This window comes from Thalassotalea sp. PP2-459, assembly GCF_001913705.1.
Taxonomy (GTDB): Bacteria; Pseudomonadota; Gammaproteobacteria; order Enterobacterales; family Alteromonadaceae; genus Thalassotalea_C; species Thalassotalea_C hakodatensis.
The window spans coordinates 12,784-38,011 of sequence record NZ_MKQD01000072.1 but is presented as its reverse complement, the minus strand read 5'-3'; the positions used below and the strand labels follow the sequence as shown (position 1 = coordinate 38,011).

Below are 25,228 nucleotides of genomic sequence, written 5' to 3'. Positions count from 1 at the left end.
ATTTCTATATTTCATCTAATTCTTGCCACCTTGCATAGGCAACTTCGAGTTTCGACTCATTTTCTTCAAGCTGGTTCAATATTTTCTGCGTGACGTTTTGTTCTTGCGTGAAAAAATCACCTTTATTCACTTGTGCTTGTAATTCTGTTATCTCATTTTCTAAATTATCGATAAGCTCGGGTAAAGCGTCGAGCTCTCTTGAATCTTTATACGATAATTTCTTTTTAACCGCTTGCTTTGGTTGTTCTTGCTGACTGTTATCTTTTGTAACGGAATGATGTGTATTATCTTCGTTGCCATGATGAGCTTTACGAGAAGCTTCAACACGTGCAACATAATGTTCAACATCATCATATCCTCCCACAATCTGGGTAATGTTGCCGGTACCATCAAAGTACAAACAAGCATTGACACAATTATCAACGAAATCGCGATCATGGCTGACTAAAATAACGGTTCCTGCATAATTTGCAACGACTTCTTCCAATAATTCCAAAGTTTCTATGTCTAAGTCATTGGTTGGTTCATCTAAAATCAACAAATTACTTGGTCTTAAAAATAACCGTGCAAGTAATAATCTATTTTTTTCGCCACCTGATAAAGCTCTAACGGGGGTTCTTGCCCGCTTAGGACTAAATAAAAAGTCTTGAAGGTAACCTAAAACATGTCGAGTTCGACCGTTAACCGTAACATCTTGCTTACCGTCTGCTACGGTATCTTGCACAGTTTTATCGGGATCTAACGCCTCGCGATGCTGATCAAAATAAGCAATGTCTAGATTAACACCGCTACGCATTTTTCCTTTAGTTGGCGTTAATTGCTCCATTAAACACTTGATCAGTGTTGATTTACCTGTGCCATTAGCACCAATGAACGCTAACCGATCGCCACGAGTAATTAATAAATCTAACTGATTAATAATCACTTTATCGTCAAAAGCAATGGTTAATTGCTCGGATTCAAACACTAACTTGCCCGAACGCTCACCTGTTGATATTTTCATATCACTTTGATGCGTTAATTCTCGGCGCTGCTTTCGAACGCTTCGAAGCTTTTCTAGTGCTCTAACCCTACCTTCGTTGCGAGTTCTTCTCGCTTTTATACCTTGTCTTATCCACACTTCTTCTTCAGCTAATTTTTTATCGAAAAGTGCATTTTGTTGTGCTTCAACCTGTAAATCATGCTGTTTTTGTTCAACATACACATCATAATTCCCTGGGTAGCTGGTGAGTTTACCACGATCTAAATCAACAATTCGTGTTGCTAAACGACGAATAAATGCTCGGTCATGGCTAATAAAAACAATAGTACCTTTAAACTCTTTTAAGAATTGCTCTAGCCATAACACACTGTTAATGTCTAAATGGTTGGTCGGCTCATCTAGTAATAATATTTCAGGATTTGATACTAACGCTTTTGCCAAAGCAAGTTTGCGTAACCATCCCCCTGATAGCTCACTGACTTTACTTTCAGCATTAAGAGCTAACGTTGTTAATACTTGCTCAATACGTTGCTCATCTTGCCAAGCATTGGCTTGTTCAAGTGCTTGTTGAATGACAGAAAGTTTTTCTAAGTTTGCTTCTGATGGTGATTCTGCAATAACCGCAATTAAGTGATGATATTGCTGAATCAGCTCCGCATTTTCGGCAATACCTTGTGCAACATAGTCAAAAACCGACATATCACATGATTCAGGCGGATCTTGCTCAAGCATGGCGACACGAACATCATTTGATATAACAAATTCACCATCATCAAGTAATTGCGATTTATTAATAATTTTTAATAATGATGATTTACCAGCACCATTGCGGCCAACTAAACAAACACGTTCACCTTGCTTTATTCTTAGTTCAGCATGATCGAGTATGCTATCAGTACCAAAAGCTAATTCGCCTTGTGTAATTCTTATTAATTCCATTCTGTTATTAATTCATTTATTTGATGTGGTGTAAATGGCCAGTAAAGTTTTTCGCCGTTATCTAATCGTTCTAAAACAGGAATATGAACCCCGTACTGTTCAACAAGTTCTTCTTGCTCAACAATATCAATCACACTTAGCTTTCCATTTGCAATAAAAGGGTTACACATCTGTAACGCTTGCTCACATAAATGACAGCCTTCACTACTATATAAATAATATTCAGCCTGCATTTATTTAGATGCTCGCGTAATTAGCCAACTGTTATGAATATGTTTATTACGCTGAAAATCTTTATCACGTGTTTGATCAGAAATATTCTTTGCAGTAAAACCTAATGCCGATAAGCCTTCGTGATCTATTTTAAAGTTGCGTTTATTATTGGTAAAAATAATTTCACCATTTTCACTTAAGCAATTAAGGGCATCGCGTATCACATCTACATGGTCTCGTTGTACGTCAAAACTGTCTTCCATACGTTTTGAATTTGAGAATGTTGGCGGATCGATAAAAATAACATCAAACGATTGTTTATTTTCTTTTAGCCAGGCTAAGCAGTCTGCTTGAACAAACTGGTACTGTTCACCCGATAAGTTATTAAGGCGAAAGTTCTCTTGTGCCCAAGATAAGTAAGTATTTGACATATCAACGGTTGTAATTGATTTAGCACCATGCAATGCCGCTTGAACAGACACAGAACCCGTGTAAGCAAACAAGTTTAACAATGATTTATTTTTTGCTTTTTCTGCAACAAGCTGGCGTGTTTTTCGGTGATCAAGAAAAAGCCCTGTATCAAGGTAATCCCATAGATTAATTGAAAATTTCGCACCATATTCAGTTAACGTAATGGCTTGTTTTTTCTGTGCTAATTTTTGATACTGATTAGTGCCCTTTTGTTTTGCTCTGGTTTTAATAACGACTTTATCAGCCGGTACATTGAGTGTTTTAGGGGCAAAGTAAAGCACTTCTTGCAACCGTTTTGCGGCTTTACTAGGATCAATATTTGCAGGTGCGGCATATTCTTGGATAACAAGATAATCACCATATACATCAACAGCTACATTGTATTCTGGAATATCAGCATCATAAAGGCGATAACATTCAACGTGTTCTTTTTTAAGCCAGCTTTTTAGGTTCTTACGATTTTTTAATAAGCGATTAGCAAACGCTGAGTCTTTACCATCAAAATCAGATTGAGGCGTTATTTGATCTTTTTCTCGTTGTTTATCATTGATGTCATAACAAGCAAGTTGACAATCTAAAGGTCCATTTTTAAATTTATAGCGTTTTTTACTACTCAACTTTAATAGTGTTAGTAATTCCGTATTCGCAGTGAAAATTGCTATTTTCCACTGATCAAAATTTTCTTTAAATGACTGACCTAAATGAACAAATGTTTCAACAAGCTCGGGTAATTCACCTATCCGTTCACCATAAGGTGGATTGAATACAATATGTCCATCTTCACTAAATTTATTTGTTAAGTGGTTTGCATCTGCTTCGGTAAACTCGATAAAATCTGAAAACCCAGCGTTACGTGCATTTTGTTTTGCTGCTTTTAGAACACGCCCGTCTGAATCGTATCCATAAACTTTCCCATTAAACTGCTTAAGTGCTTCTTCTGTTGCTTCGTAAGCTTGGTCGTATTGTGTTTGCCATAATTGTTCATTATGTTGTAACCAATGCGCAAAGCCCCAGTTTTCACGACGAATATTTGCAGCACAACCAATGGCCATCGACACGGCTTCAATCAATAACGTACCTGAACCACACATTGGATCAATCAAGGGTTTGTTTTGATTGTCTAACCAACCACTTCTCGTGATAATTGCAGCGGCAAGATTTTCTTTAAGGGGTGCAGCACCCGTAGTTTCACGATAACCACGCTGGAACAATGAACGACCTGAAAAATCAAGATAAAAGCGCACCTGCCCTTTTAGCAATCTTGCTTGAATTCTTATCTCTGGCTGATACTTATCAACATTTGGACGAGCTAAGCCACTATCGCGAAAGTGATCTACAATGGCATCTTTGACCGTTAAACCACCAAATTGACTGTTTCTTATTTCACTACTTTTACCGACAAAATCAACCGCAAAACTTGTATCACTTTCAAAGACTTCTGACCAAGCAACTTCACTAGCAGCTTGATGCAATGTTTCTTTATTATCCGCATCACTAGAAGACAACTGTAATAATACTCTTGAAGCATATCGAGTCCATAAACATATATGGTAAGCCTGCGAAATTGACGTTGAAAAATAAACACCCTCAGGTTTTTGTACGACATTCTCTGCACCAAGTGAACTAAGCTCCTGCGCTAATAGTATTTCAATACCAGGTGACGTTAATGCTAAAAATTGTTGTGTAGAGTTGATTTCCATACAGGGTTCCAAATGAGAGTAGAGCGCAATTATAAACAATAAGCATAGATACGAATAGTGCTTTTCAGTTAAAGGGGGTGATAAAAGAAGAAAAAAAGAACGAGTTGCTTAACTAACGTACGAACAGAAAAAAAATTACGAAAACGCCTTGCATTCTCAACCAAGTATCACTAACATACGCCTCGCTTTCAACAAGGTTGGAAGATACAGGCGCGGGATGGAGCAGCCTGGTAGCTCGTCGGGCTCATAACCCGAAGGTCGTCAGTTCAAATCTGGCTCCCGCAACCAATTCTTTACTAAGTTTAGAATTAAAATAAAGCTTAAATGGGATGTACGACCTTAGGTCGTCAGTTCACTCTCTTCAAAAATAGTGGCTCCCGCAACCAATTCTTTACTAAGTTTAGAATTAAAATAAAGCTTAAATGGGATGTACGACCTTAGGTCGTCAGTTCCTTTCTTAAGTTTGAATCAAAACAACTTGGCTTTCCTACTTTTTGTAGGTCATTCGGACGCGGGATGGAGCAGCCTGGTAGCTCGTCGGGCTCATAACCCGAAGGTCGTCAGTTCAAATCTGGCTCCCGCAACCAATTCTTTACTAAGTTTAGAATTAAAATAAAGCTTAAACGGGATGTACGACCTTAGGTCGTCAGTTCACTCTCTTCAAAAATAGTGGCTCCCGCAACCAATTCTTTATTAAGTTTAGAATTAAAATAAAGCTTAAATGGGATGTACGACCTTAGGTCGTCAGTTCACTCTCTTCAAAATAGTGGCTCCCGCAACCAACTTTTTACAAAGTTTAAAAATGTAATTCTTTTATAACAGAATCAAACAGTTATAGGCTTTCTTGATAAGTTCTTATCAAGTCATTCGGACGCGGGATGGAGCAGCCTGGTAGCTCGTCGGGCTCATAACCCGAAGGTCGTCAGTTCAAATCTGGCTCCCGCAACCAATTCTTTACTCAGTTTAAAATTAAAATAGACCTTAACCGATATGTACGACCTTAGGTCGTCAAGTCACTCTCTTCAAAAAAGTGGCTCCCGCAACCAATTCTTTACTCAGTTTAAAATTAAAATAGACCTTAACCGATATGTACGACCTTAGGTCGTCAGTTCACTCTCTTCATAAAAGTGGCTCCCGCAACCAATTCTTTACTAAGTTTAGAATTAAAATAAAGCTTAAACGGGATGTGCGACCTTAGGTCGTCAGTTCACTCTCTTCAAAAATAGTGGCTCCCGCAACCAATTCTTTACTAAGTTTAGAATTAAAATAAAGCTTAAACGGAATGTACGACCTTAGGTCGTCAGTTCACTCTCTTCAAAAAATAAAGGCTTTCCTAAAGTAGCCAAATATATTTTTCAATTGGTATAAGCACTTTTAAAAGAATAGTTAATTTTAGTCGCCTCCCCTATTATGCACTGTTAAAATAAAGCTCTATTTTATTCACACTTAAATAAGGCCTATGATGACTATTCCTATCGGTCGTTACCAACATTTTAAAGGGAACTATTATCAAGTTCTCCACATTGCAAAACATAGTGAAACGGAAGAATTGCATGTGGTATATCAACCAGAATATGGTGAAAAAGGTATTTGGATAAGGCCATTATCAATGTTTGACGAAACCATAGAAAGAAATGGTGTAACAATGAAGCGTTTTCAATACATAGCAGCATCTACGAATTAACAGCGTTACATCTGTTGAGTGTTTACAATTAAAGTAATGGAGTAAACTGCTAATAACTGTGCTCCATTACTTTTGTTTATAAGATTTCTACTAACCTATCGAAAAATGATTATACTGCTGCCAAGGTACTTTTTTGGTCTTAACAGCAATTACTTTTGCTTGTGGCGGACCTGTATTTAACCAATCTAGCATTTTATCAACGTTTTCTTCTTCTCCACATAATAAAATCTCTACTTCGCCATCTGCCAAATTATGTGCATAACCGCTTAACCCATATTCTATTGCCATTTGTTGGCTCGACGCGCGAAAATAAACGCCCTGCACTAATCCGCTTACATGAGCAAGGTAACTTACATTCATAAATTCATCCCTCAATTATTGAAATTATAAATTCTTTAATTGCACCTTATACAATGATTGACTAAACTCGGCGCAATTTTTATCGCTATGGTTAAGTATAGAATGTCAGCAAGAATTTATTTAAAAGATGGACGAGAAAAATCATTAAAAAGAAAACACCCATGGATATTCTCTAAAGCGATAAACAAAATCAAAGGTAAACCCATGCTAGGCGATACTGTAGATATCCTTGATAACAAAGGAAAATGGTTAGCTAAGGGCGCATATTCACCAGAATCACAAATAAGTATTCGAGTATGGTCTTTTATTGAAAATGAAGATATTGATCAATCATTTTTTTACAAAAAAATTCAAGATGCGCTAACTAGGCGTCAATGGTTCATTAATCGCGATGGCCTAACAGGCTACCGATTAATTGCAGGCGAGTCAGATGGTTTACCAGGGATTACGATTGACAAGTACAATAATTTAATCGTTTGTCAGTTACTAAGTGCTGGCGCTGAATCCCAACGTTATACGTTAGTTAATGTGTTACAACAATTGTTTCCAGATTGTCATATTTATGAACGTTCAGATGTTGATGTACGTAAAAAAGAAGGCTTAGCACCAGTCACGGGTTGGTTAACAGAAGCGCAAGACTCTACCGCTACGATAATTGAAGAACACGGATTAAAAATTCATGTTGATGTTGCTAAAGGCCATAAAACTGGATTCTATCTAGATCAACGTGATGCGCGTGCACTTGCAGGAAAATACTCTTCAGGAAAAACAGTGCTTAATTGCTTTTCTTACACCGGAACATTTGCACTACACTGTGCGGCAAATAACGCTAAAGAAGTGACAAATGTTGATGTTTCCCAGCAAGCTCTTGATTTAGCAAAAGAGAATATAGCACTTAATGGTTTATCAGACTGCAAAGTAAATTATGTTAAAGAGGATGTATTCAAACTACTTCGTCAATATAAAAAAGAAAATACGAAATTTGATATGATCATTTTAGATCCGCCAAAATTCGTTGATTCTAAAGCACAGTTAACATCAGCTTGTCGCGGATATAAAGACATTAATATGATTGCAATGCAATTACTTAACCCCGGTGGCTTATTGTTAACCTTTTCATGCTCAGGACTGCTAGAGGTGGGGTTATTTCAAAAAGTTGTTGCTGATGCCGCCTTAGACGCAGGAAAAACTGTTCATTTTATCGAACGAACAATGCAAGCGGCAGATCACCCTATTGCCAGTAATTATCCAGAAGGCTATTACTTAAAAGGGTTAGTTTGCCAAGTAAGTTGAACTGCATTAAACGTATAAACGTCAAACTTATCGTTAGAGCATATTATACGTAATATGTTCTAATCAATTTCAGAGATATTAATACCAATTAAGTAGTTATCAGCGGACTCTTCCTCTACACGAACAACTTTACCACTAACATCTAAAGGCTGAACATTACTACCTGAAGATTCCATATTAACGCGTACGTCTGTATTAAGCTCGATTGGATGTGCCATTTCTATTGCCATCCCAGTTGCACTCAAATCTCGACATGTCGCTAAAATAGTACTGTTTGCTTCATCGTCGATAATAGTAACTGTTACATCACTATTTAGCATCATTCGATAGAAATCACGTTTATCATCGTAACTTACAACCATTATACTGCTCCACCAAATCTACATTTATGAGTTTGCTGCCTATCGCTCTTTTTAGACGGCCTGTTGATCTTGCGCATTTATTTTTGCAGCAGTTTACTAGTATTTAGACAAGGCATTGCGATTAATGTGCGGTTATTCCACAAGAAAAGCAATAACGACGTTTAAATGACAAATATGCTGCCCTTTGGGTCCAACAACATTTAATCTCGAAAGATCAGCAGCCCCGATCCTTTACTCTTTATACGCAAGCAAAAAAGCCATGTCAAATGACAAAATAGCGAGGTTATTTTAACAATTGATTAATGTGGCTTTTAATTCGCTTTGCAGATATAGGGTACGGCGTGCCTAAATTTTGAGCGAAAAGTGAAACCCGTAATTCTTCTATCATCCACCTAACGCCTTCTAATTGCTCAATGAGAGTAAGATCATGTTTATGTTTACTTAGGGCATCTTGATATAAAGCGTATATTTTTTCTATTTCGATTACTTTCAATCTATCTTGGTTTGGATCAATAGCAAGTTTTTCTAAACGACGCGCTAATGCTTTTAAATATCTTTCAATATCTGAGATCCGTTGATACCCTGTCGCTGTTACAAACCCTTTATAGACTAATGATCCAAGATGACTTTTAACATCTCCATGCGCTTGAATCATATTTAAAGGGACATTGCCCTTCAATTTTTTGTTGATCTCATGTGCTAAACTCAATACCCGCTCAACTTGAATAGCGAGTGCTAAAACCGAATCAGCTAGTTCTGCACGAACAAATTCTTTTACTTGTTCAAACGCTACTTTATCTCTCGGATAATCACCCTGTTGTTGGATCAACTGTTGACAAGACGCAATAATGCAGTCATTTAAAAGCTCTGAAATTGAACCAAAAGGATTAAAATACAAACCTAGCTTTGACTTATTTGGCAGCTTCTCTTGTAAATACTTAATGGGTGATGGAATATTCAATAATACCAATCTCGCTACACCAAAATGCATCGCTTTATCTGCTAAAGGTTTATGCTCAAAGAGTTCAATAGCAACGGTATTATTGTGATCCACTAATGCTGGATATGCCTTTATCGCTAAATTAGCAACTTTCTTTTCATAATGCTCTGGTATTGATTCAAAATCCCATGTTTTAATATCTGCTCGTTCAATGCCTTTATCTGCTACTTTCTTAATAGATGCTTTTACTTTCCCTTGTAAACGTTCTTGTAATGCAATGAGATTACGGCCTTGAGCAATAAGTTTATTTTTTTCACTGATGACTTTAAAATTCATTTGTAAATGAACAGGTAGTTCAATTTTCCCCCACGCATCTTCTGGAATACGAACACCTGTCATACGTAATAACTGCTTTTCCATTGCTTGCTGTAACGTAAGTTCGCTTGGTGAAAGTGCATCAAAACACGCCTGAGCATAATTAGGCGCAGGAACATAATTACGTCGAACACTTTTAGGTAATGCTTTAATAAGAGAGATGATAAGCTCATATCGCAACGCAGGTATTTGCCAATCAAAACCCTGATCGGTCACCTGATTTAATACCCCTATCGGAATATGTACACTAACCCCATCATCTTCATCACCAGGCTTAAAATGGTAACTTAGCGGTAAGGTAAAGTTTCCTTGCTGCCATACGTCTGGGTAATCCGCTTTTGACAGTTTTTCACTGTTTTCATTTAATAAAAAAGCTTTGGTAAAATCGAGTAATTTAGGCGTTTGTTGTTTTTGGTTTTTCCACCATGCTAGAAAGCTACGTTGACAAACCACCTGTTCAGGTAACTTTTCATGATAAAATTGACAAAGTAACTCTTCATCTACGAGAAAGTCTTTACGCCGGGCTTTTTGTTCTAACTTTTCAATATCTTTAATTAAGTCTCTATTGCGCTGAAAGAATGGTTCCTGAATATTGGCGTCACCATTAACCAATGCCTCCCGAATAAAAATTTCTCGACAAGTACTTGGTTCAATTTTATTGAACACAACTTTACGTTTTGCAACTAACACTAAACCATAGAGTGTAACTTGTTCATACGCCATCACAGCGCCTTGCTTACGCTCCCAATGTGGCTCACTATAATTTCGTTTAACCAGGTGTTCGGACAGACTTTCAACCCATGCAGGGTCAATTTTTGCAACAACTCGGGCAAAAAGTCTACTCGTTTCTACTAACTCCGTTGCCATTAACCACTTAGGTGTTTTCTTAGCTAAATTAGAGCCAGGAAAAACATAAAATCGAGTGTTTCTCGCCCCTTTGTATTCTCGGTTTTCATCCAGTTGACCTAAGTGACTTAGTAAGCCTGACAATATAGCTTGATGAATAAGATCTCCTGATGAGTCATTATCCTTTGACCAACCAGTGGTTGTCAGAGCAATTTTTTGCTCTTTTAACGTCATCGATAGTTGATGATAAATGTCTTGCCATTCTCTTATACGGATATATGAAAGATATTCTTTTTGGCAAAGTTTACGAAACTGATTGTTAGTGAGTAACTTTTGTTGTTCATTAATATATTGCCAAAGTAGTAAAAAGCTAAAAAAGTCTGATTCTTTCACTTTAAAACGACTATGTTTTTCATCTGCTGCTTGCTGCTTTTCATGAGGTCGTTCTCGTGGATCTTGAATACTTAACGCACTGACAATAATAAATATCTCTTCAATACAGCCATATTGAATAGCCGTTAAAATCATTTTTGCTAAACGAGGATCAACTGGAAATCTAGCAAGTTGTCGGCCGCTAATTGTCAGCTGTGTTTTACCATGGTTTACTTGAATAGCAGCGAGTTCTTCAAGTAACCTAACGCCATCTTTTACTGTTCGGTTATCAGGTGATTGAACAAATGGAAATTGATCAATATGGCCAAGATCTAACGCTAGCATTTGTAAAATAACAGTAGCGAGGTTAGTACGTAATATTTCAGGATCTGTGAATTCATCGCGATTAAGAAAATCATCTTCAGCATATAGCCGTATACAAACCCCTTCAGATACACGACCACAACGACCTGCTCGTTGGTTCGCGCTGGCTTGTGAAATCGGCTCGATTGGAAGTCGTTGCACTTTAGTTCGATAGCTATAGCGAGATATTCTCGCCGTACCTGGGTCAATAACATACTTAATTCCAGGCACCGTGAGCGATGTTTCTGCTACATTAGTTGCAAGTACAATATTTCTGCCGGTATGGCGCTGAAAGATTCGGTTTTGCTCTTGCACCGTTAAACGAGAATAAAGTGGCAAAATTTGGGTATGTGCTAAATGTTCTTTTTCTAAAGCGCTTGCTGTATCACGTATTTCTCGTTCACCGTTAAGAAAAACCAAAATATCACCTAATGGAAGTTCTGATAATTCTTCAACAGCTTGAATAATGCCAGTGATCACATCTGAACTTTCATTGTGCTCATTTAACGGCCGGTAACGCATTTCAACGGGAAATGTTCGTCCTGATACTTCGATGATTGGAACTGGCTTTTTGTTATCTTGTTGAAAATGCTTAGCGAATCTCTCAGGGTCAATCGTTGCAGAGGTAATAATAATTTTTAAATCAGGTCGTTTATTTAGAATTTGACGTAAGTAACCCAATAAAAAATCAATGTTAAGACTTCGCTCGTGTGCTTCGTCGATGATAATTGTATCGTATTGTCTTAATAAACGATCACGTTGCATTTCAGCTAACAAGATACCATCAGTCATTAGCTTGACGTAACTGTTATCGCTGACTTGATCAGTAAAGCGTACTTTATAGCCAATAACATCACCTAAGGGTGTGTTTAACTCTTCAGCGATTCGCGTTGCTACAGTGCGAGCAGCAATTCTTCGCGGTTGTGTGTGGCCTATCATACCTTCAATTCCGCGCCCCAAAGCCATACAAATTTTTGGAATTTGAGTGGTTTTACCTGAGCCTGTTTCACCAGCAATAATTACCACTTGGTTTTCATCTATTGCTTTAGATATGCGTTCAACACTTTGTGATACTGGCAACCCTTCCGGGTAAGATATCGAAAGTTTACGATTAAGTTTATGTTGTTTTTTTGCAATTGAATTGTCAATTTGATCAGCTATTTGGCCAAGGACTTTTTGCTTTTTTCCCACATCCGATATTTTAGCAAGACCAGCTAATCGTTTTTTGAACAGACCAATATCGGCCCGTCTAACATCAGACAGTAATGCATTTAATTTTGCTATGGTAGGAGCATCGCCAGTGTTAATAGTTGTAGTTAATGTACTGTGTGAATTTTCGGAAGGCAAAATAGGCTCAAAACAACGTTTAAAACGCTTATTTTATCAATTATGTGTAGCAATACCAATACTAGAACACGTTGAACCTTTAACTTTGTTAATGTAGACAAGTATTGAGTTGAACTTATTGATCAGCATGTTGATTCGTTTTTAACGTGTTAGCCTGCTTTGTGAAGATCAATTACACAATAACCATGGAAGCTTTGTAAGTCATGAAACAATACAGAAAAACACACGCCGAAGCTCAACTCACCTATTTAGCTACTTAAACTTTATACGTAAGTGTTTATCCATCGCCATTAATACATCATTACGACAGATTGTTCCTAATAAATGACCATCGTCGTCAACTACTGGATACACCTTAGGTTTATTTCCTAACATTTTTTGTGCTAACTCAAGCACACTGTCATAAGGCTTTACTGATAACACTTCAGTACGCATAAGTTGTGCAACATCTGCAATATGTTCACTATAATAACTCGACTCCATCATTTTTCGCATGATGTCGCTTTCAGAAAGAAACCCTACTAAATGATTTTTATCATTAACAACTGGACCACCTATTTGTTTTGTTTTCAAAAACCTAAGTGATGCTTCTTCTATAACCATGTCAGGTGTAAATGTGACAGGATAATAGTTCATATAGTCTTTAACTTGTAATGATTCCATGCATTTGCCTTTTTATTACTTTGCTATTATTGTCTGTTCTTTTTAAGCGTAGACCTAATCGGTAATAATTCCCAAGATTATCATGCGATTGTCAAAATATTTTTTTCAGAACTACTTTGAAGTAGTTGTACTTGTTTAAACATTTTTTTGTATGAAGACCGTAAATGTTTTTTCAAATGTGGGGTTACATTCTTATAGTGTTCATTTTTAAGCACACAAAATATAGCAAGGGCGTAAAGCATATCGTTTTCAGGTAACGCTACTTGACGATTTGCCCGAGGGTTATAACATGAACCACACCCCCCTTTAAATTGATAAGCTGTATTTGTAAACATAACACCAAAGCCCATCACACATGCTAATACATCAATTGCTTGCGGTATCATAGGCTTACCTCCAGGAGGTAACACTTTCGCAGATAACACCAAGACACTAGCAAATTGCTGAACGTAAGTGGCAATCATATCTTGCGGTTGATTAATTTGTGCTGCTAGATACCCAACTTCAATTAGGGATGATTCATCATTGGCTATTACCTTACACTGCTCACCTCTTAAGGAACCGGTGATAGTTAAATGAGGTAATTGTTGTTGCGTTTTATATTGAAAAGGCTTCAACATAAAAGGCCAATTGGATAAGCCACAATAGCTTTTAGTATTTTCAAAAATTGTTCGCGCCATCTGTTCAACACTTGCAACTCTACCGGGGTAAAATTTATTCGTGGGTAATATAAGTTCGGTGTGATCCGTAAAGTATTGCTGTTCAAAAGTGCTTATTGCCCATTCAACACACGAAAATAACCATTGTTGAGTCTCTGAATCAATCAGTGGTTTACGGGAAAAAATGAAGTTAAACATACATTAATTATTCAATGTTCTACTTGGCAATGACCCAGCTTGCAATGCTTGGCTACCGAACAAAGGAACCGTCGAAATAGAATGGTGATGGCTGCCACTAGATTCTTTGGTTGAGTACGATAAATATATTAATGTTTGGTTTTCTTCATCAAAAATACGACGTACCTTTAAACTTTTAAATAAAATACTTTTAGATTGTTTAAAGACAATTTCACCATTTTTAGAACGATCTATTTGCACAATTTGCGCTGCCGTTATCACACCCGTTTGCCGACAAGCAATACTCATATCGGAGGGATCTGCAAAATCTAAGTCAGCTTCAACATGACTAATGTGGCAAGTAACGCCAGGTATTTTCGGGTCTTTTTTAGCTTCAATAACCACATCTTTCGTGGTAAATAAGCCTAAACTTACTTTACCAACATCGTCAGAGCAGCCTGCTAATAAAAGCATTGGTATGCATAGGAATAGTTTATTCATTTCTAAAAATCGCTACGTTAATTTTACTAGTAGAAGAACGACTTGCACGGTACATTCCTTCTGTATTAAATGGCATCGTAATATTGCCGTGTTTATCAATAACAATAACACCACCTGTTCCACCAGCCTTAACAAGCACTTTATTAATCACCGTATCGGCAGCTTGTTCAACTGAAATATTCTGATATTCCATTCGGGCACAAATATCTGCGGCAACGTGGTAGCGAATAAAATACTCACCATGGCCTGTAGCAGAAACCGCACAACTGTTATTATTGGCATAAGTACCAGCTCCAATAATAGGTGCGTCACCAATGCGTCCGAATCGTTTCGCAGTCATACCGCCAGTAGAAGTACCTGCGGCTAGGTTTCCGTTTTTATCCAACGCAACAGCGCCGACGGTGCCTACTTTATATTCTACATCTAATGTTTGGTGTGCAGCTTGATAATCTTTCAGTTCCTGTGCTTTTTGTTGTAATTTCTTTTTCGCACGTAGTAACGATTTATAACGTCTTTCAGTATTAAAGTATTGGTTCTCTACTAATGCTAGGTTTTCTTGTTTAGCAAAAGCTTCCGCTCCTTCGCCACTTAACATGACATGTACAGAGTTGTTCATAACAGATTGTGCTAACGCTATCGGACTTTTGACTGTTTTAACGCCGCTAACGGCACCAGCATTTAATGTTTTACCGTCCATAATTGAAGCGTCAAGCTCATGGTGTTCATCATAAGTATAAACCGCACCTTTACCGGCATTAAACAGCGGCGACTCTTCCATAATTTGAATAGCTGCGATAATGGCTTGCTCGCTAGAAGCACCCTTTTCAAGTAACGCGTAACCAGTATTGACTGCTTCAGTAAGCTTAGCATCATACTGTGCTCTGACTTTTGGGGTCATTTTCTTTTGACTGATAGCGCCAGCACCACCGTGGATAGCAATAGCAAATTTCGCCTCTTCCTCGGCTTTTGATTGGGGAGTTAATGATAGGCAAATTGCCAGTGTGGTTAAATTTAAGGCAGTAAAAATTCTCATAAGCTTATTATTATCGTGTAGTTAGCAATACAAAAATAACTCGTATCGATTTAAAGGTTCAGATAACAATACAGCGAGTAGCAAAGATTTAAAAGAGGTAATCAACTTTACCTCTTTTATTTGAAGTTTATCAGTTTATTTTGGTTGTACGAAATGAAAAGCGTTCAGTTTATTTTGGTTGTACGAAATGAAAAGCGTTCAGTTTATTACCGTCTAAATCTCTAAAATAAGCCGCATAAAAACCATCAAATTCTCTTGGCCCTGGTACTCCTTCACAGGTAGCACCCAATGCTATCGCTTTATTGTAAAGTGCATCAACTTGCTCATTTGAATTCATTTCTAAAGCCACCATCACACCATTACCAACAGTGGCAGCTTTTTCATCATGAGGTAAAGTTACACTTAAACCTGCTTTATCTGGCGCTGTTGCCCAAACAACAAACCGGTCGGTTTCCATAAAACGCCCTGCACCTATCACCGATAATAATTCATCGTAAAACGACACTGAGCGCGGTAGATCATTCGTACCTAAAGTTACATAACCAATCATTCTTCTTCTCCTTGAGTAATGTCTTTTAACATGTTTTCAGTAAATTGTTCTTTATCCAATTGCAACTGCTGCTGTTCTGCCTTTTCTTTCACTGCTTGATGTTTTTGATTCACAGACGACATGGTCAGTGTATTATCATCAAGTTGGTAAACTTGTTTTAAACTTTGATAATAAAAGTTGAGTATTATTAACGCTTGGTGATCACCATTTTCCATCGCCATGTTATTAATAATATTTAGTTTACGATAAATCTTGTTATGTAGTTGTTTTAACTGCCACACATAGTATACCTGATGAAAATAAGCTGTTTTTCTTAACCGATGCAGTAATGCAGCACATACTACTAGTGCACAGATAACACCGGCTAAGTTATAAGAAAAATTACTTGGTGCATCAGTATTATTAGCCATTTCAAAGTTAATGCTATTATCACTAAAGACACTAATAAACAGTGAGCCGAACAATAACGATAACAATGTGAGGCTTAAAATAAAACTGATGATAATGCGATTTAAACGCTGGCGGTATAATGTTTTGTCAATATTTTGTAACTGCATATTAATCTATTAATTTAATTCCAGAAAATCTTGTTACCTTTGCTTCAATAGCGTTAAACCAACTTTCTTTGTTGGTAACAAGGGTTAGATGTGATTTTGCTCGTGTAATGCCTGTATAAACAAGCTCACGGGATAATAACTGATTTTCAGCCCGTTCAGGTAATACCATAACAACATTGGTAAACTCGCTACCTTGTGTTTTATGAATTGTCATCGCATAAACCTTATCAAAAGCGGGTAAACGAGAAGGTATATATTGTGAAAAGCCCCCTTCTTCATTTTCAAAAAATACAACAAGTTGTCTAAGCTCGTTAGGCCAAACAATACCAATATCGCCATTATATAAACCAAGTGTGTAATCATTGGTTGTGATCATAATAGGTTTACCTTGATAAAGTGCACCAGATAACTGCTGCGCTGGCACTTCAGCACGAAGTCGTTCATCAATCGTGTCATTGATGTCATCAACACCTAGCGGACCCACACGCATGGCCGTTAAAATACGAAAATCAGCCAATACACTAAAAGCTTGTTCAACCGATTCACTTCGCATTACTTGACGGTAATACTCGACAGCTTGTTGAAAGATAGACTGAATATGTTGGTACGAACATCTTACAAGTTCGCTTGCTTTTTCATCTACTTGTTGATTGATCAACTGCCAGCTTAGTTCTGCTTGCCCATTAATCACCTGAGCTGCTAACTGTCCAATCCCCCCTTCGCTAGAGAAGCGGCGACTATGTGTTAAGTAAGTAACATGATCAACGAATTGTGTTTTATGGCTACATAGACTTTCACTACCTGTAACCTGCATTAAATACGTTGCATTTTCTTTACTATAAACAGCTGTAGAGATTGGTGCTAAATCGGATAATAGACTGCCTGCTGCAACTGAAGGTAATTGTTGAGCATCACCCAATAAAATTACACGGCAACCTTCAGGTAAAGCACGTATGACCCTAGCCATCATTGGTAAATCGACCATTGACACTTCATCAATCAACAAGACATCTACCGACAGTTTGTTTTGTTGATGATGTTTAAAGTTTGGTGAATGTGGAATTACCCCTAATAAACGATGTAGGGTTTGTGCCTTTGTTGGAATTTTAGCTAATATGTCCGCAGATATGCTTTCACTAAACCCAGAAAGTGCTTTATTAATCGACTCAGACAAACGTTGAGCTGCCTTGCCTGTAGGTGCTGTTAGCGCGATTTTTAAAGGTATTTGCTGAGCTAGCATAACCAAGGCTGCAAGTAATTTAGTAACGGTATAAGTTTTACCGGTACCAGGTCCTCCAGCAATAATGCTGAAATGTTTAGTTAACGCATTAGCAACTGCAACTTCTTGCCAATCTATTGTATTTACCGCTTGAGTGCCTTGGTGACTTTCAACAAACAATTGTGCAAGCGTATTTTCTATTATCTTCAGTTTACTGGCGCTTAACGCTGTTTGTTGGCGATTCACTGAATGTAAATATTCAATAACTTGTCGCTCAAAACAATAATAACGTCTTAAATATAAATTTTCTTTACTTAACACAATGGGTAATTCGCCTGAGGCTAAATTATTACACTGAGTTAGCAACTCAATAAGCGCTGTAATTGAAGTAAAATGATACCCTTGATGAGTAATAACACCTTGTTTATCTGCAAAACGAAATAGAAAGCGCGTAGCAACGTGGTTTAAAGGCAAACAAGTATGGCCACTACGTAATGCTTGACTCAATGCAATAAGTAAATGAAATATTTCTGCTATGTTTTCATTGCTTAATGGCCTATTTTCATCAAATCTCATTGCTAACACAGGTGTTAACTGCACAGCCAAAAAGTAATCTATCGATTCTATCGCATATAAATGATTTTTAGCATGCGTTACCGAACTATATGGTGCTTTAAAGTCAGTATGCTGCTTAACGTTAACACTCAACATTTATGTGTTTACTCCTAACTCGACAAATTGGCTATCAAAAAGCGAATCTAGTTGGGTCAATAATAATGAAGATATCGATGTATAGAAAACTCCAGAGGTACCTTGTTCGGGCTGCATACCACGAAGATACAAATACAAAATTCCGCCAAAATGTTGATCTGGGTGGTAATTAGGAAGCTGTTTTTTTAAGTGCCTATGTAACGCCACAGCATAAATCAAATACTGTAAATCATAATGATGACGTTGAATATCACCAAGTAACGCAGAGGGTAGATAGTCACTAAAGTCGTTCCCTAAATGCGTTGATTTATAATCACAGACATAATATTTTCCTTGATGCTCAAAAACTAAATCAATAAAACCATGCATCATACCTTTTAATGACTTAAATGCTGGTAAGTACAACTGTCGTTGAATCTCGGGCATAAGATGTACCTGACATTGTTGTTTTCGATGATTTAGCAAAAAACTCGTCAATGCTTTGGTGCTGACTCTTTCTAATGGGAAGTAGAACTCTACTTCCTTTAAGCAGCGGGAATTGTCTATTGTCGATAAACTAAAATTATCGATAGTTTGTTGTTCAATTAACGGAGTACCAACAATATCATCAAGCCAATCATATAAATGGTTTTGTTCAAAGCCATCTGGTAGCGCTCCGTATTTATTCAATGGCCACTGGCAATCAACAGACCAATTAGGCTCTTTAAACGAAGCATGCTCTAAAATATCATGTAATAGGTTACCTGCAACTGCGCCTTTAGTTAATGCAAACCTTAATAGACCTTGATGATCAACATTAAGTGCTTGATTGGGTAATTCACTTTGGCTATTTAGGGGATCATCATTACGTTCAGGTTGCGAAACCCCTACATCACGTAAATTTCGATTTAAGGCGGTAAACGATGTTAACCACCAATCTCGCTCTATATTGCCTTTGAATTTAGCAACCTCAGCATTTTTTACATCGAGTTGTTTTTGCTGATAGTGCTCAACTAAAATGTCTTCAACTACCGTCACGGTGATCTCATTAGGCTGTTCATGAGCTAACTGCGTAATCGCATTTAATAAGTCATCATTGGCGGATAACATTAAGGTCTTGCCTAGTGGTGACAAATGATATTTATCAAATGATGTTGTAAGCACAAAGCAATGTTGTTCAGCTCTAGTAACCGCCACATACAATAAACGGATCGACTCAGCATAAGCTTCATTAGCCATCGCAGTTAATGCTTGTTCGTCTGCAGACAGGGTGACTCGCGCATGTTCATTTTCATCATGGTAAGTAATTGCTTGTATATTTTTAGTGCCGAAACGTAGCGGGTTCTTAGCTCGAGTACTAAAAGGAATAAATACAACAGGATATTCTAATCCCTTAGCACCATGTTGTGTCACTATTTTGATTAGATTTTCTTCACTTTCTAACCTAAGTTCTGTTTCTTGATCTGGTAATTCTTGTTGATACTGTTGCTCAAGCCAGTGCAATAATTCATCTGGTTGCCTTAACTGCTGACTTTTCGCTTGTAACAATTCAAATAAATGCAATAAATTTGTTAAACTCCGTTCACTTTCATGGCCTTTTATTGCTATTAACGTATGCATCAATTTCAATGCCATGGTGACAAAGCCTTGTGATACCCAAATAGCTTTTAAATCAATAAATAGCTGTTTATACTGTTGCCATTGCAAGTCATCACCACGAATTTTGTAATATTCGCTAGGCGATATAGCTAATAATGGATTAGCCATAGCGCTACAAAAATAACGGTCGCTTTCAGGGTTTAATATACCTTTTAATAATGGGATCAGGTGTTGGGTTTCTTCGCTGTGCCAAAGGTTAGTACGATCACTTAGGTAAACGGATGACAATCCAGCCTGCTTCAACGCCTGTTTAATCTCTTGTGCTTCCGCACCATCACGGACTAACAAAGCAATATCTTGAGCCCGCAATTCAGGTTGCTCTTTCAGCAAAGAAATAATTTTATTGGCACACCAATTCGCCATCGATTGTCTGAAAGACTGAGTAACCGGTTTATCATCTTCAGTTGGAAAATGAATAAAATTCAAGGCTTTTTCGCAATTAAGTATACTTGAACGAGGATTTGGCGACGCATCTACGACACTGTAATCAATACCAAAACCAAAAACAGCTTTAGCTTGGCCGGATAAAGCATTTCCATAAAAAAGTCTATTGTAACCCGTGATCATAGCCTTAGTTGAACGCCAGTTTGTGTTCATACGCCACCGGTAAGTTGCTGCCTTACGCGCCGCCATGTAAGTAAAAATATCGCCTCCCCTAAAACCATATATTGCTTGTTTAGGGTCACCGATCATTACTAATCCGGTGTTTTCTTGATCTTGATACAGCGCATTTAAAATACGATATTGATCTTGATCAGTGTCTTGAAACTCATCCACAAGGGCAAAAGGATATTGTGCCGTCAGTGTACGAATTAAGGGTTCAGCACTGCTATCTGTTAGCGTATCTGCTAATGACTGGATCAAATCATCAAAACTTAGCATTTTTTGTTGTCTTTTTTGCTCAACAACATTTTCATTAATGTTTGCTAACCCAGAAGTAATTGCCTTTAAAGCATACAGTTTTCGAATATCACTTAGTAACGAATCTTTACGCTTCTTAACAAGGTTTACGGTTGAAAATATCTCAACAAGTTGCTCTTTAACTTTTGAGCGCCCAAAGCGCCGTCCGTTAAAAAAACTGGTCGGCATTGTTTCTTGACTGTACTCGTAATTGTCACTACAGGCTTTTAACCAATCAAGTAATTGCGTAAATTCTAATGTTCTACTTTCTTGTTCTTTTGCGGGTTTAGCATCTACTAGCTGTTCAAATAAAAAAGGTTGGGCTGTGATTAAATCGCTATGAGCTTGCATTGCTAATTGACAAAACTGTGCAATTTCATCGCTAGGCTCTTTTACTTCAATGGGTTCACGGTACCCTATTAGCCGACTAAATTGCTGTGAAAACGCCTGTGGTGTTAACCAAAATTCGCTCACTAATGCAAACGTATCTGGCTCTTTAATAGATAAAGTTCGATACCAATCTTCAATCGCTAAGGTGATAATATCATGCTGTTGGGCTTCTAGATTTGCGTTAAACGCAGTGCCTGTGGCAAAAGCGTGTTGTGATAACACTGTTTTACAAAAGCCATGTATTGTATAGATTGCTGCTTCATCTAAAAATAATAAAGCCCTTTTTAATAAAGCCTTAACTTCATTAGATGGTGTAATTTTGGCAATTTCAGTAAAAAAATCATCAGATAAAATTAGCTCTTCCCACTCGTTTAACGTGGTCCGTAAAAACTGATCAATTCTCCCTCGAAGCTCTTCTGTTGCGTCTTTGGTGAAAGTCATCACCAATATTTGCTGTACAGTAAGTTTTCGCTCTAATAACAAGCGTAAATAAATCCGGGTAATGTTAAACGTTTTCCCTGTTCCTGCGCTTGCTTCAATTAAATGACGGCCTTTCAGGGGCATATTCGCCACCATTAAGGGTAAGAACTCAATAGCTGACATTACACTTTCTCCTTGGTATACAAAGAGAATAAATTGCCGTAAACCTCAAAAATTGATTGTGTGAATGATGATAGTTCCGGGCACTGCTGCCAAAAATATTGTAGATATGGATCTTGGTGTAATCCTTGATTGTTTGCGTCACCTTGCCATAATTTATCTAGTTGCTGTTGTTCGAATACTTTAGCATTTTCAATAGCTAATGCTAAATCTGCATTGGTTAAATATGCTGCGTTTTGTCCTTGAATAAAATGTAGTATTAACCTTGTGATTGTTTGCCAATCAACATGAGATAAAGATAATGTAATAATTTTTTGTGCCTTGTTATCAAAAAAATAGCCAGTACATTGGCTGGCATCAATATTCATAATAGCATCAGAGCTCTCAGCAGTTTGCTGTGCTTGTTGCAATAAAGCCAAGGAAAAATATAAATGAAGATAATCTTTTGCTTTTGGCGTACTTGCTCTCACTACGATTAATTTATTGTTTTTAGACATCACATGATGCGTTAAATCTATCGTGCGATTAAAAGATGAGTGCGCTATTGTAACGGGTACTTGAAGCTCGTGCTCGATAACTTCACCTAATAATGTCTCATTAATATGATGATAGAGCGCTTCGCTATCATTAAGCAGTTTAGCAATATCTTCTTTTCCTGTTGAAGAATCTGCAAATTTACCCGATAACCCTGCGTATTGCTGCCAGTAAGATAACACCGCTTGTTCAGCCGATGTTAAATCTTTTGTTGCGTGTTGCAATAAATCAATAAGCGCATGCTGTTTAAGCAAGTATTTACTTATGTGATCAGCAACGAACGGTTCACTGTTTGATAATTCAACGGTTTGTTGGGCTAAGAACAAACCTAATTGTTGCTCTGCAAAGTATTTACTTGGATGAGCTAAAAAACGAAGCAGTTGCTTAACATCAATGCTCTCAAGTGACTTTTCAGGTTGTTCAGGAATATTAAATGGCATTGAATCTTGCTGCTCTGTTACTTGAGCAATGCTGACTTTTTGACCTAATGTAAACCAATTAGCATCAAAACTCGCATATTCATTTTCATAATTCGCCAGGCTATATGGATGCATAGCTAGCTGCCTAATATGTTGGTTTTGATCAGCAAAACATTGCCAGCCGTAACCTAAATGCAAGTATTCACATAGTTCATTGAGTACAATAGAGGGTTGTTTTTGTTTATTATTTTTTATACTACGACCTTGATAGCTTAAATATAATGCTTGCCTAGCTGATAACAGCCCTTCTAAAAATAGATACCTGTCATCTCCCCGACGTGACCGATCACCGATTCGCGATTTTGCTTGAGAAAGCAAGTCAAAACCAAACGGTGTTCTAACACGTGGAAAGTCACCATCATTAAGCCCTAATATGCATATCACTTTGAAGGGAATGCTACGCATCGGTAACATAGAACAAAACGTCACTTGCCCTATCATAAAATGGCGACCTGGATCAGGTTGACTAAAATGTTCCGTGAGAAACTCTCTAACGATACTCAGTTCAATGTCTTCATCAAAACTTCCTTGTTTGGTATACGTTAATAAGTTATCAATGGCTGTCGAAATTAGCGCAATACTATCATGACTTTCATCAAAAAATTCCAGTAACATCTCGCTCAACAATAGATGCCACTTTTCAGGCGTTTTACTTCGATTTAACGCCTGTCTAAACTGTTGTAACCGTTCGATTAACTCCATTAACAAACCGAGTAATACTGCGTCTTGACCTTCTATATCTGGTAACAATAAATGCTCATCGAAAATAACTTCATTGTCACCATAAGCAAAGCCCTGTAATAGGCGAGAAAAACCGTTTTGCCAAGTAAATTGAGCAGAGGCATTTTCAACGTTAAGCACTTGCGACTTATGTTGCGCATCTAACCCCCAATGAATGGCACTTTTTTCCAGCCATAACGCCATTTTATCTACATCAGCAGGCTGTAACTTAAAACGGCTTTGCAATGCTGCTAATCGCAACCAAGAAACTATTTGACTGACTTGAAATCGACTATCAGGTAAAGACAGCATTTCAGTAAAAGCGATGACTAAAGGGTCTGAATTCTTTGCAACACGATCTGCAATGGAGCACGGCAGCGGCGGCACATCATTCTCATAATCTTGCCAGCCCTGGGCGAATACAGCATTTACATATGGCGCATAATCTTCAATTTGAGGACACATGACCAAGACATCTTTCGGTGTTAACGTATCATCCTTATTAAATTGGTGTAATAACCAATCATGAACACCTTGAACTTCACGAAGAGCGCTGTGAGCGCTAGTGATCACAATAGAGTCATCGAGCTGGTTTACAGGTTGTTGCCGTTTATCAGTTAAGGTTAGAATATCGTGTTGAATAGATTGTAACACTGTTAATGTCAGATCATTTTGGGCGTCATCTCGGTCAAATGCCTCAATGCTAACTGTACTATATTGTTGTATTAAGGAAAGAAACTCTCGTCCTTGTTGCCCTAAATTAGCAAGTAAAGGGTTACCCACAGATTCATGCATCTGATCAAGGTTAGTTGTCCATTTATTTAATTGTTGGATAGCCTGTTTTTCACTAACAATATCGCCCCAATAGTCAAAACAAGGATTGAGATGATAAAAATGTACTTGTGTATATTGGCTCACTTGCTCCAGAAAGGATAACCAAATGGGTGCCATAGCATTTATGCCGAAGAAGCTAATACGTTTAGGTAGTAAGTCAGATTTTTCAGGCAATTGAGAAATTGCATGATTAACAAGTGCAATTGGATCATACGATTGTGTACGAGTTAACATCGCCCACAACTTTCGTTGCCAGCATTCATCTTTTGCTAAGGTACTCGTTTGATTGAATTCATCAGGTATTACGTTATTTTGCCACTGAGTTAACCAATCAGGACGATAAATTAAATACTGTTCATATAAATCAGCAACTTGGCAAGAAAGTTGATAGCGCTTTAACGGATCTTGCTGAGATATATTGCTAAACCAGTATTCTGTAACCGAGCTAAAGTCACTATCTTCGATAATCTCACTGGACGCTAACAACTGATAAATTCGCCAACTTAATGCTTCTCGAGTGAACGGATCTTGATCAATCATATGTTTTGGCAATACCAAAGCACGCATTAATTTCCACAAAAACTGGGCTGGCAATGCATATTGATGATTAAAGCTTATGCCTGATGATTGAGCTAAAGACATACTCAACCAGTGTTGCATACCTGCATTTTGTACAATATAAACGTCTTGTGAAAACAACGGTAAAGGCGAAACTTCTTGGATTTTACTAGCTAACAGCAATAAATTTTCCGTTTTATTTGCCGGGTAAAGGTATATCAAAATGACATCCACTAAAGCGTATTACTTTACGGTGAA

The 25,228-nt window shown here is 37.5% G+C and carries 17 protein-coding genes and 3 tRNA genes; 5 read left to right on the top strand and 15 right to left on the bottom strand.

The genetic code is table 11. The annotated features are described in order from the left end of the window. Positions 1-4 precede the first annotated feature (4 nt). From BI291_RS16270 to rlmKL, 3 genes are read right to left on the bottom strand one after another with little or no spacing between them, the layout of a single operon-like run. Positions 5-1,921, bottom strand: coding sequence for an ABC transporter ATP-binding protein (locus BI291_RS16270; protein WP_074500104.1), 1,917 nt, complete (start codon positions 1,919-1,921; stop codon positions 5-7). Beyond that, positions 1,912-2,154, bottom strand: a complete 243-nt coding sequence (locus BI291_RS16265; RefSeq protein ID WP_074500101.1) for a glutaredoxin family protein — start codon at positions 2,152-2,154, stop codon at positions 1,912-1,914. Before BI291_RS16265 ends, BI291_RS16270 begins: the two co-directional genes overlap by 10 nt. Continuing rightward, positions 2,155-4,305 carry a bifunctional 23S rRNA (guanine(2069)-N(7))-methyltransferase RlmK/23S rRNA (guanine(2445)-N(2))-methyltransferase RlmL gene (gene rlmKL / locus BI291_RS16260; protein WP_074500099.1) on the bottom strand — a complete coding sequence of 717 codons (2,151 nt, stop codon included), beginning with the start codon at positions 4,303-4,305 and terminating at the stop codon, positions 2,155-2,157. It lies immediately after the preceding gene. A gap of 211 nt (positions 4,306-4,516) precedes the next feature. Between rlmKL and BI291_RS16255 the strand changes: the two genes are divergently transcribed. From BI291_RS16255 to BI291_RS16240, 4 genes are all read left to right on the top strand, one after another. Continuing rightward, positions 4,517-4,593: transfer RNA gene (locus tag BI291_RS16255), tRNA-Met, on the top strand. Between the two features lie 222 nt (positions 4,594-4,815). Then, a tRNA-Met gene (locus tag BI291_RS16250) sits at positions 4,816-4,892 on the top strand. Between the two features lie 285 nt (positions 4,893-5,177). Then, positions 5,178-5,254 (top strand) — tRNA-Met (locus BI291_RS16245). A 510-nt stretch (positions 5,255-5,764) separates the two neighbouring features. Then, the gene (locus tag BI291_RS16240; protein ID WP_286272803.1) at positions 5,765-5,989 is read left to right on the top strand and encodes a DUF1653 domain-containing protein; all 225 of its coding nucleotides are present in this window, start codon (positions 5,765-5,767) and stop codon (positions 5,987-5,989) included. Positions 5,990-6,079: 90 nt separating this feature from the next. On the opposite strand, the gene BI291_RS16235 is transcribed toward BI291_RS16240, so the two are convergent. Further along, complete coding sequence (locus BI291_RS16235) at positions 6,080-6,349, bottom strand: acylphosphatase (RefSeq protein WP_074500093.1); 270 nt, start codon at positions 6,347-6,349, stop codon at positions 6,080-6,082. 102 nt (positions 6,350-6,451) lie between these two features. Here BI291_RS16235 and BI291_RS16230 point away from each other — a divergent pair, with 102 nt between their 5' ends. Further along, positions 6,452-7,642 carry a class I SAM-dependent methyltransferase gene (locus tag BI291_RS16230; RefSeq protein WP_074500091.1) on the top strand — a complete coding sequence of 397 codons (1,191 nt, stop codon included), beginning with the start codon at positions 6,452-6,454 and terminating at the stop codon, positions 7,640-7,642. 59 nt (positions 7,643-7,701) lie between these two features. Here the strand turns inward: BI291_RS16230 and BI291_RS16225 are convergent, their stop codons facing one another. The 11 genes from BI291_RS16225 to recC form a co-directional block, all read right to left on the bottom strand. Next, complete coding sequence (locus BI291_RS16225; protein WP_074500089.1) at positions 7,702-8,004, bottom strand: PilZ domain-containing protein; 303 nt, start codon at positions 8,002-8,004, stop codon at positions 7,702-7,704. Between the two features lie 283 nt (positions 8,005-8,287). After that, positions 8,288-12,163, bottom strand: a complete 3,876-nt coding sequence (gene hrpA / locus BI291_RS16220; protein ID WP_254849603.1) for an ATP-dependent RNA helicase HrpA — start codon at positions 12,161-12,163, stop codon at positions 8,288-8,290. Between the two features lie 336 nt (positions 12,164-12,499). Continuing rightward, positions 12,500-12,910, bottom strand: coding sequence for a CBS domain-containing protein (locus BI291_RS16215; RefSeq protein ID WP_074500086.1), 411 nt, complete (start codon positions 12,908-12,910; stop codon positions 12,500-12,502). An 80-nt stretch (positions 12,911-12,990) separates the two neighbouring features. Next, positions 12,991-13,767, bottom strand: coding sequence for a hypothetical protein (locus BI291_RS16210; RefSeq protein WP_074500083.1), 777 nt, complete (start codon positions 13,765-13,767; stop codon positions 12,991-12,993). Between the two features lie 3 nt (positions 13,768-13,770). Further along, the gene (locus tag BI291_RS16205; RefSeq protein ID WP_074500081.1) at positions 13,771-14,247 is read right to left on the bottom strand and encodes a CreA family protein; all 477 of its coding nucleotides are present in this window, start codon (positions 14,245-14,247) and stop codon (positions 13,771-13,773) included. Continuing rightward, the gene (locus BI291_RS16200) at positions 14,240-15,280 is read right to left on the bottom strand and encodes an isoaspartyl peptidase/L-asparaginase family protein (RefSeq protein ID WP_074500078.1); all 1,041 of its coding nucleotides are present in this window, start codon (positions 15,278-15,280) and stop codon (positions 14,240-14,242) included. Before BI291_RS16200 ends, BI291_RS16205 begins: the two co-directional genes overlap by 8 nt. Positions 15,281-15,449: 169 nt before the next feature. Further along, entirely contained in the window at positions 15,450-15,830 is a 381-nt protein-coding gene (locus tag BI291_RS16195; RefSeq protein WP_074500076.1) for a VOC family protein, read from the bottom strand. Next, complete coding sequence (locus BI291_RS16190; protein ID WP_074500074.1) at positions 15,827-16,387, bottom strand: DUF3087 family protein; 561 nt, start codon at positions 16,385-16,387, stop codon at positions 15,827-15,829. The genes BI291_RS16195 and BI291_RS16190 overlap by 4 nt, the downstream gene beginning before the upstream one ends. 1 nt (position 16,388) lies before the next feature. After that, positions 16,389-18,317, bottom strand: coding sequence for an exodeoxyribonuclease V subunit alpha (recD, locus tag BI291_RS16185; RefSeq protein ID WP_074500072.1), 1,929 nt, complete (start codon positions 18,315-18,317; stop codon positions 16,389-16,391). Beyond that, positions 18,318-21,848 carry an exodeoxyribonuclease V subunit beta gene (gene recB / locus BI291_RS16180; RefSeq protein ID WP_074500069.1) on the bottom strand — a complete coding sequence of 1,177 codons (3,531 nt, stop codon included), beginning with the start codon at positions 21,846-21,848 and terminating at the stop codon, positions 18,318-18,320. Continuing rightward, positions 21,848-25,192, bottom strand: a complete 3,345-nt coding sequence (gene recC / locus BI291_RS16175) for an exodeoxyribonuclease V subunit gamma (protein WP_074500163.1) — start codon at positions 25,190-25,192, stop codon at positions 21,848-21,850. Before recC ends, recB begins: the two co-directional genes overlap by 1 nt. Between the last annotated feature and the right edge of the window lie 36 nt (positions 25,193-25,228).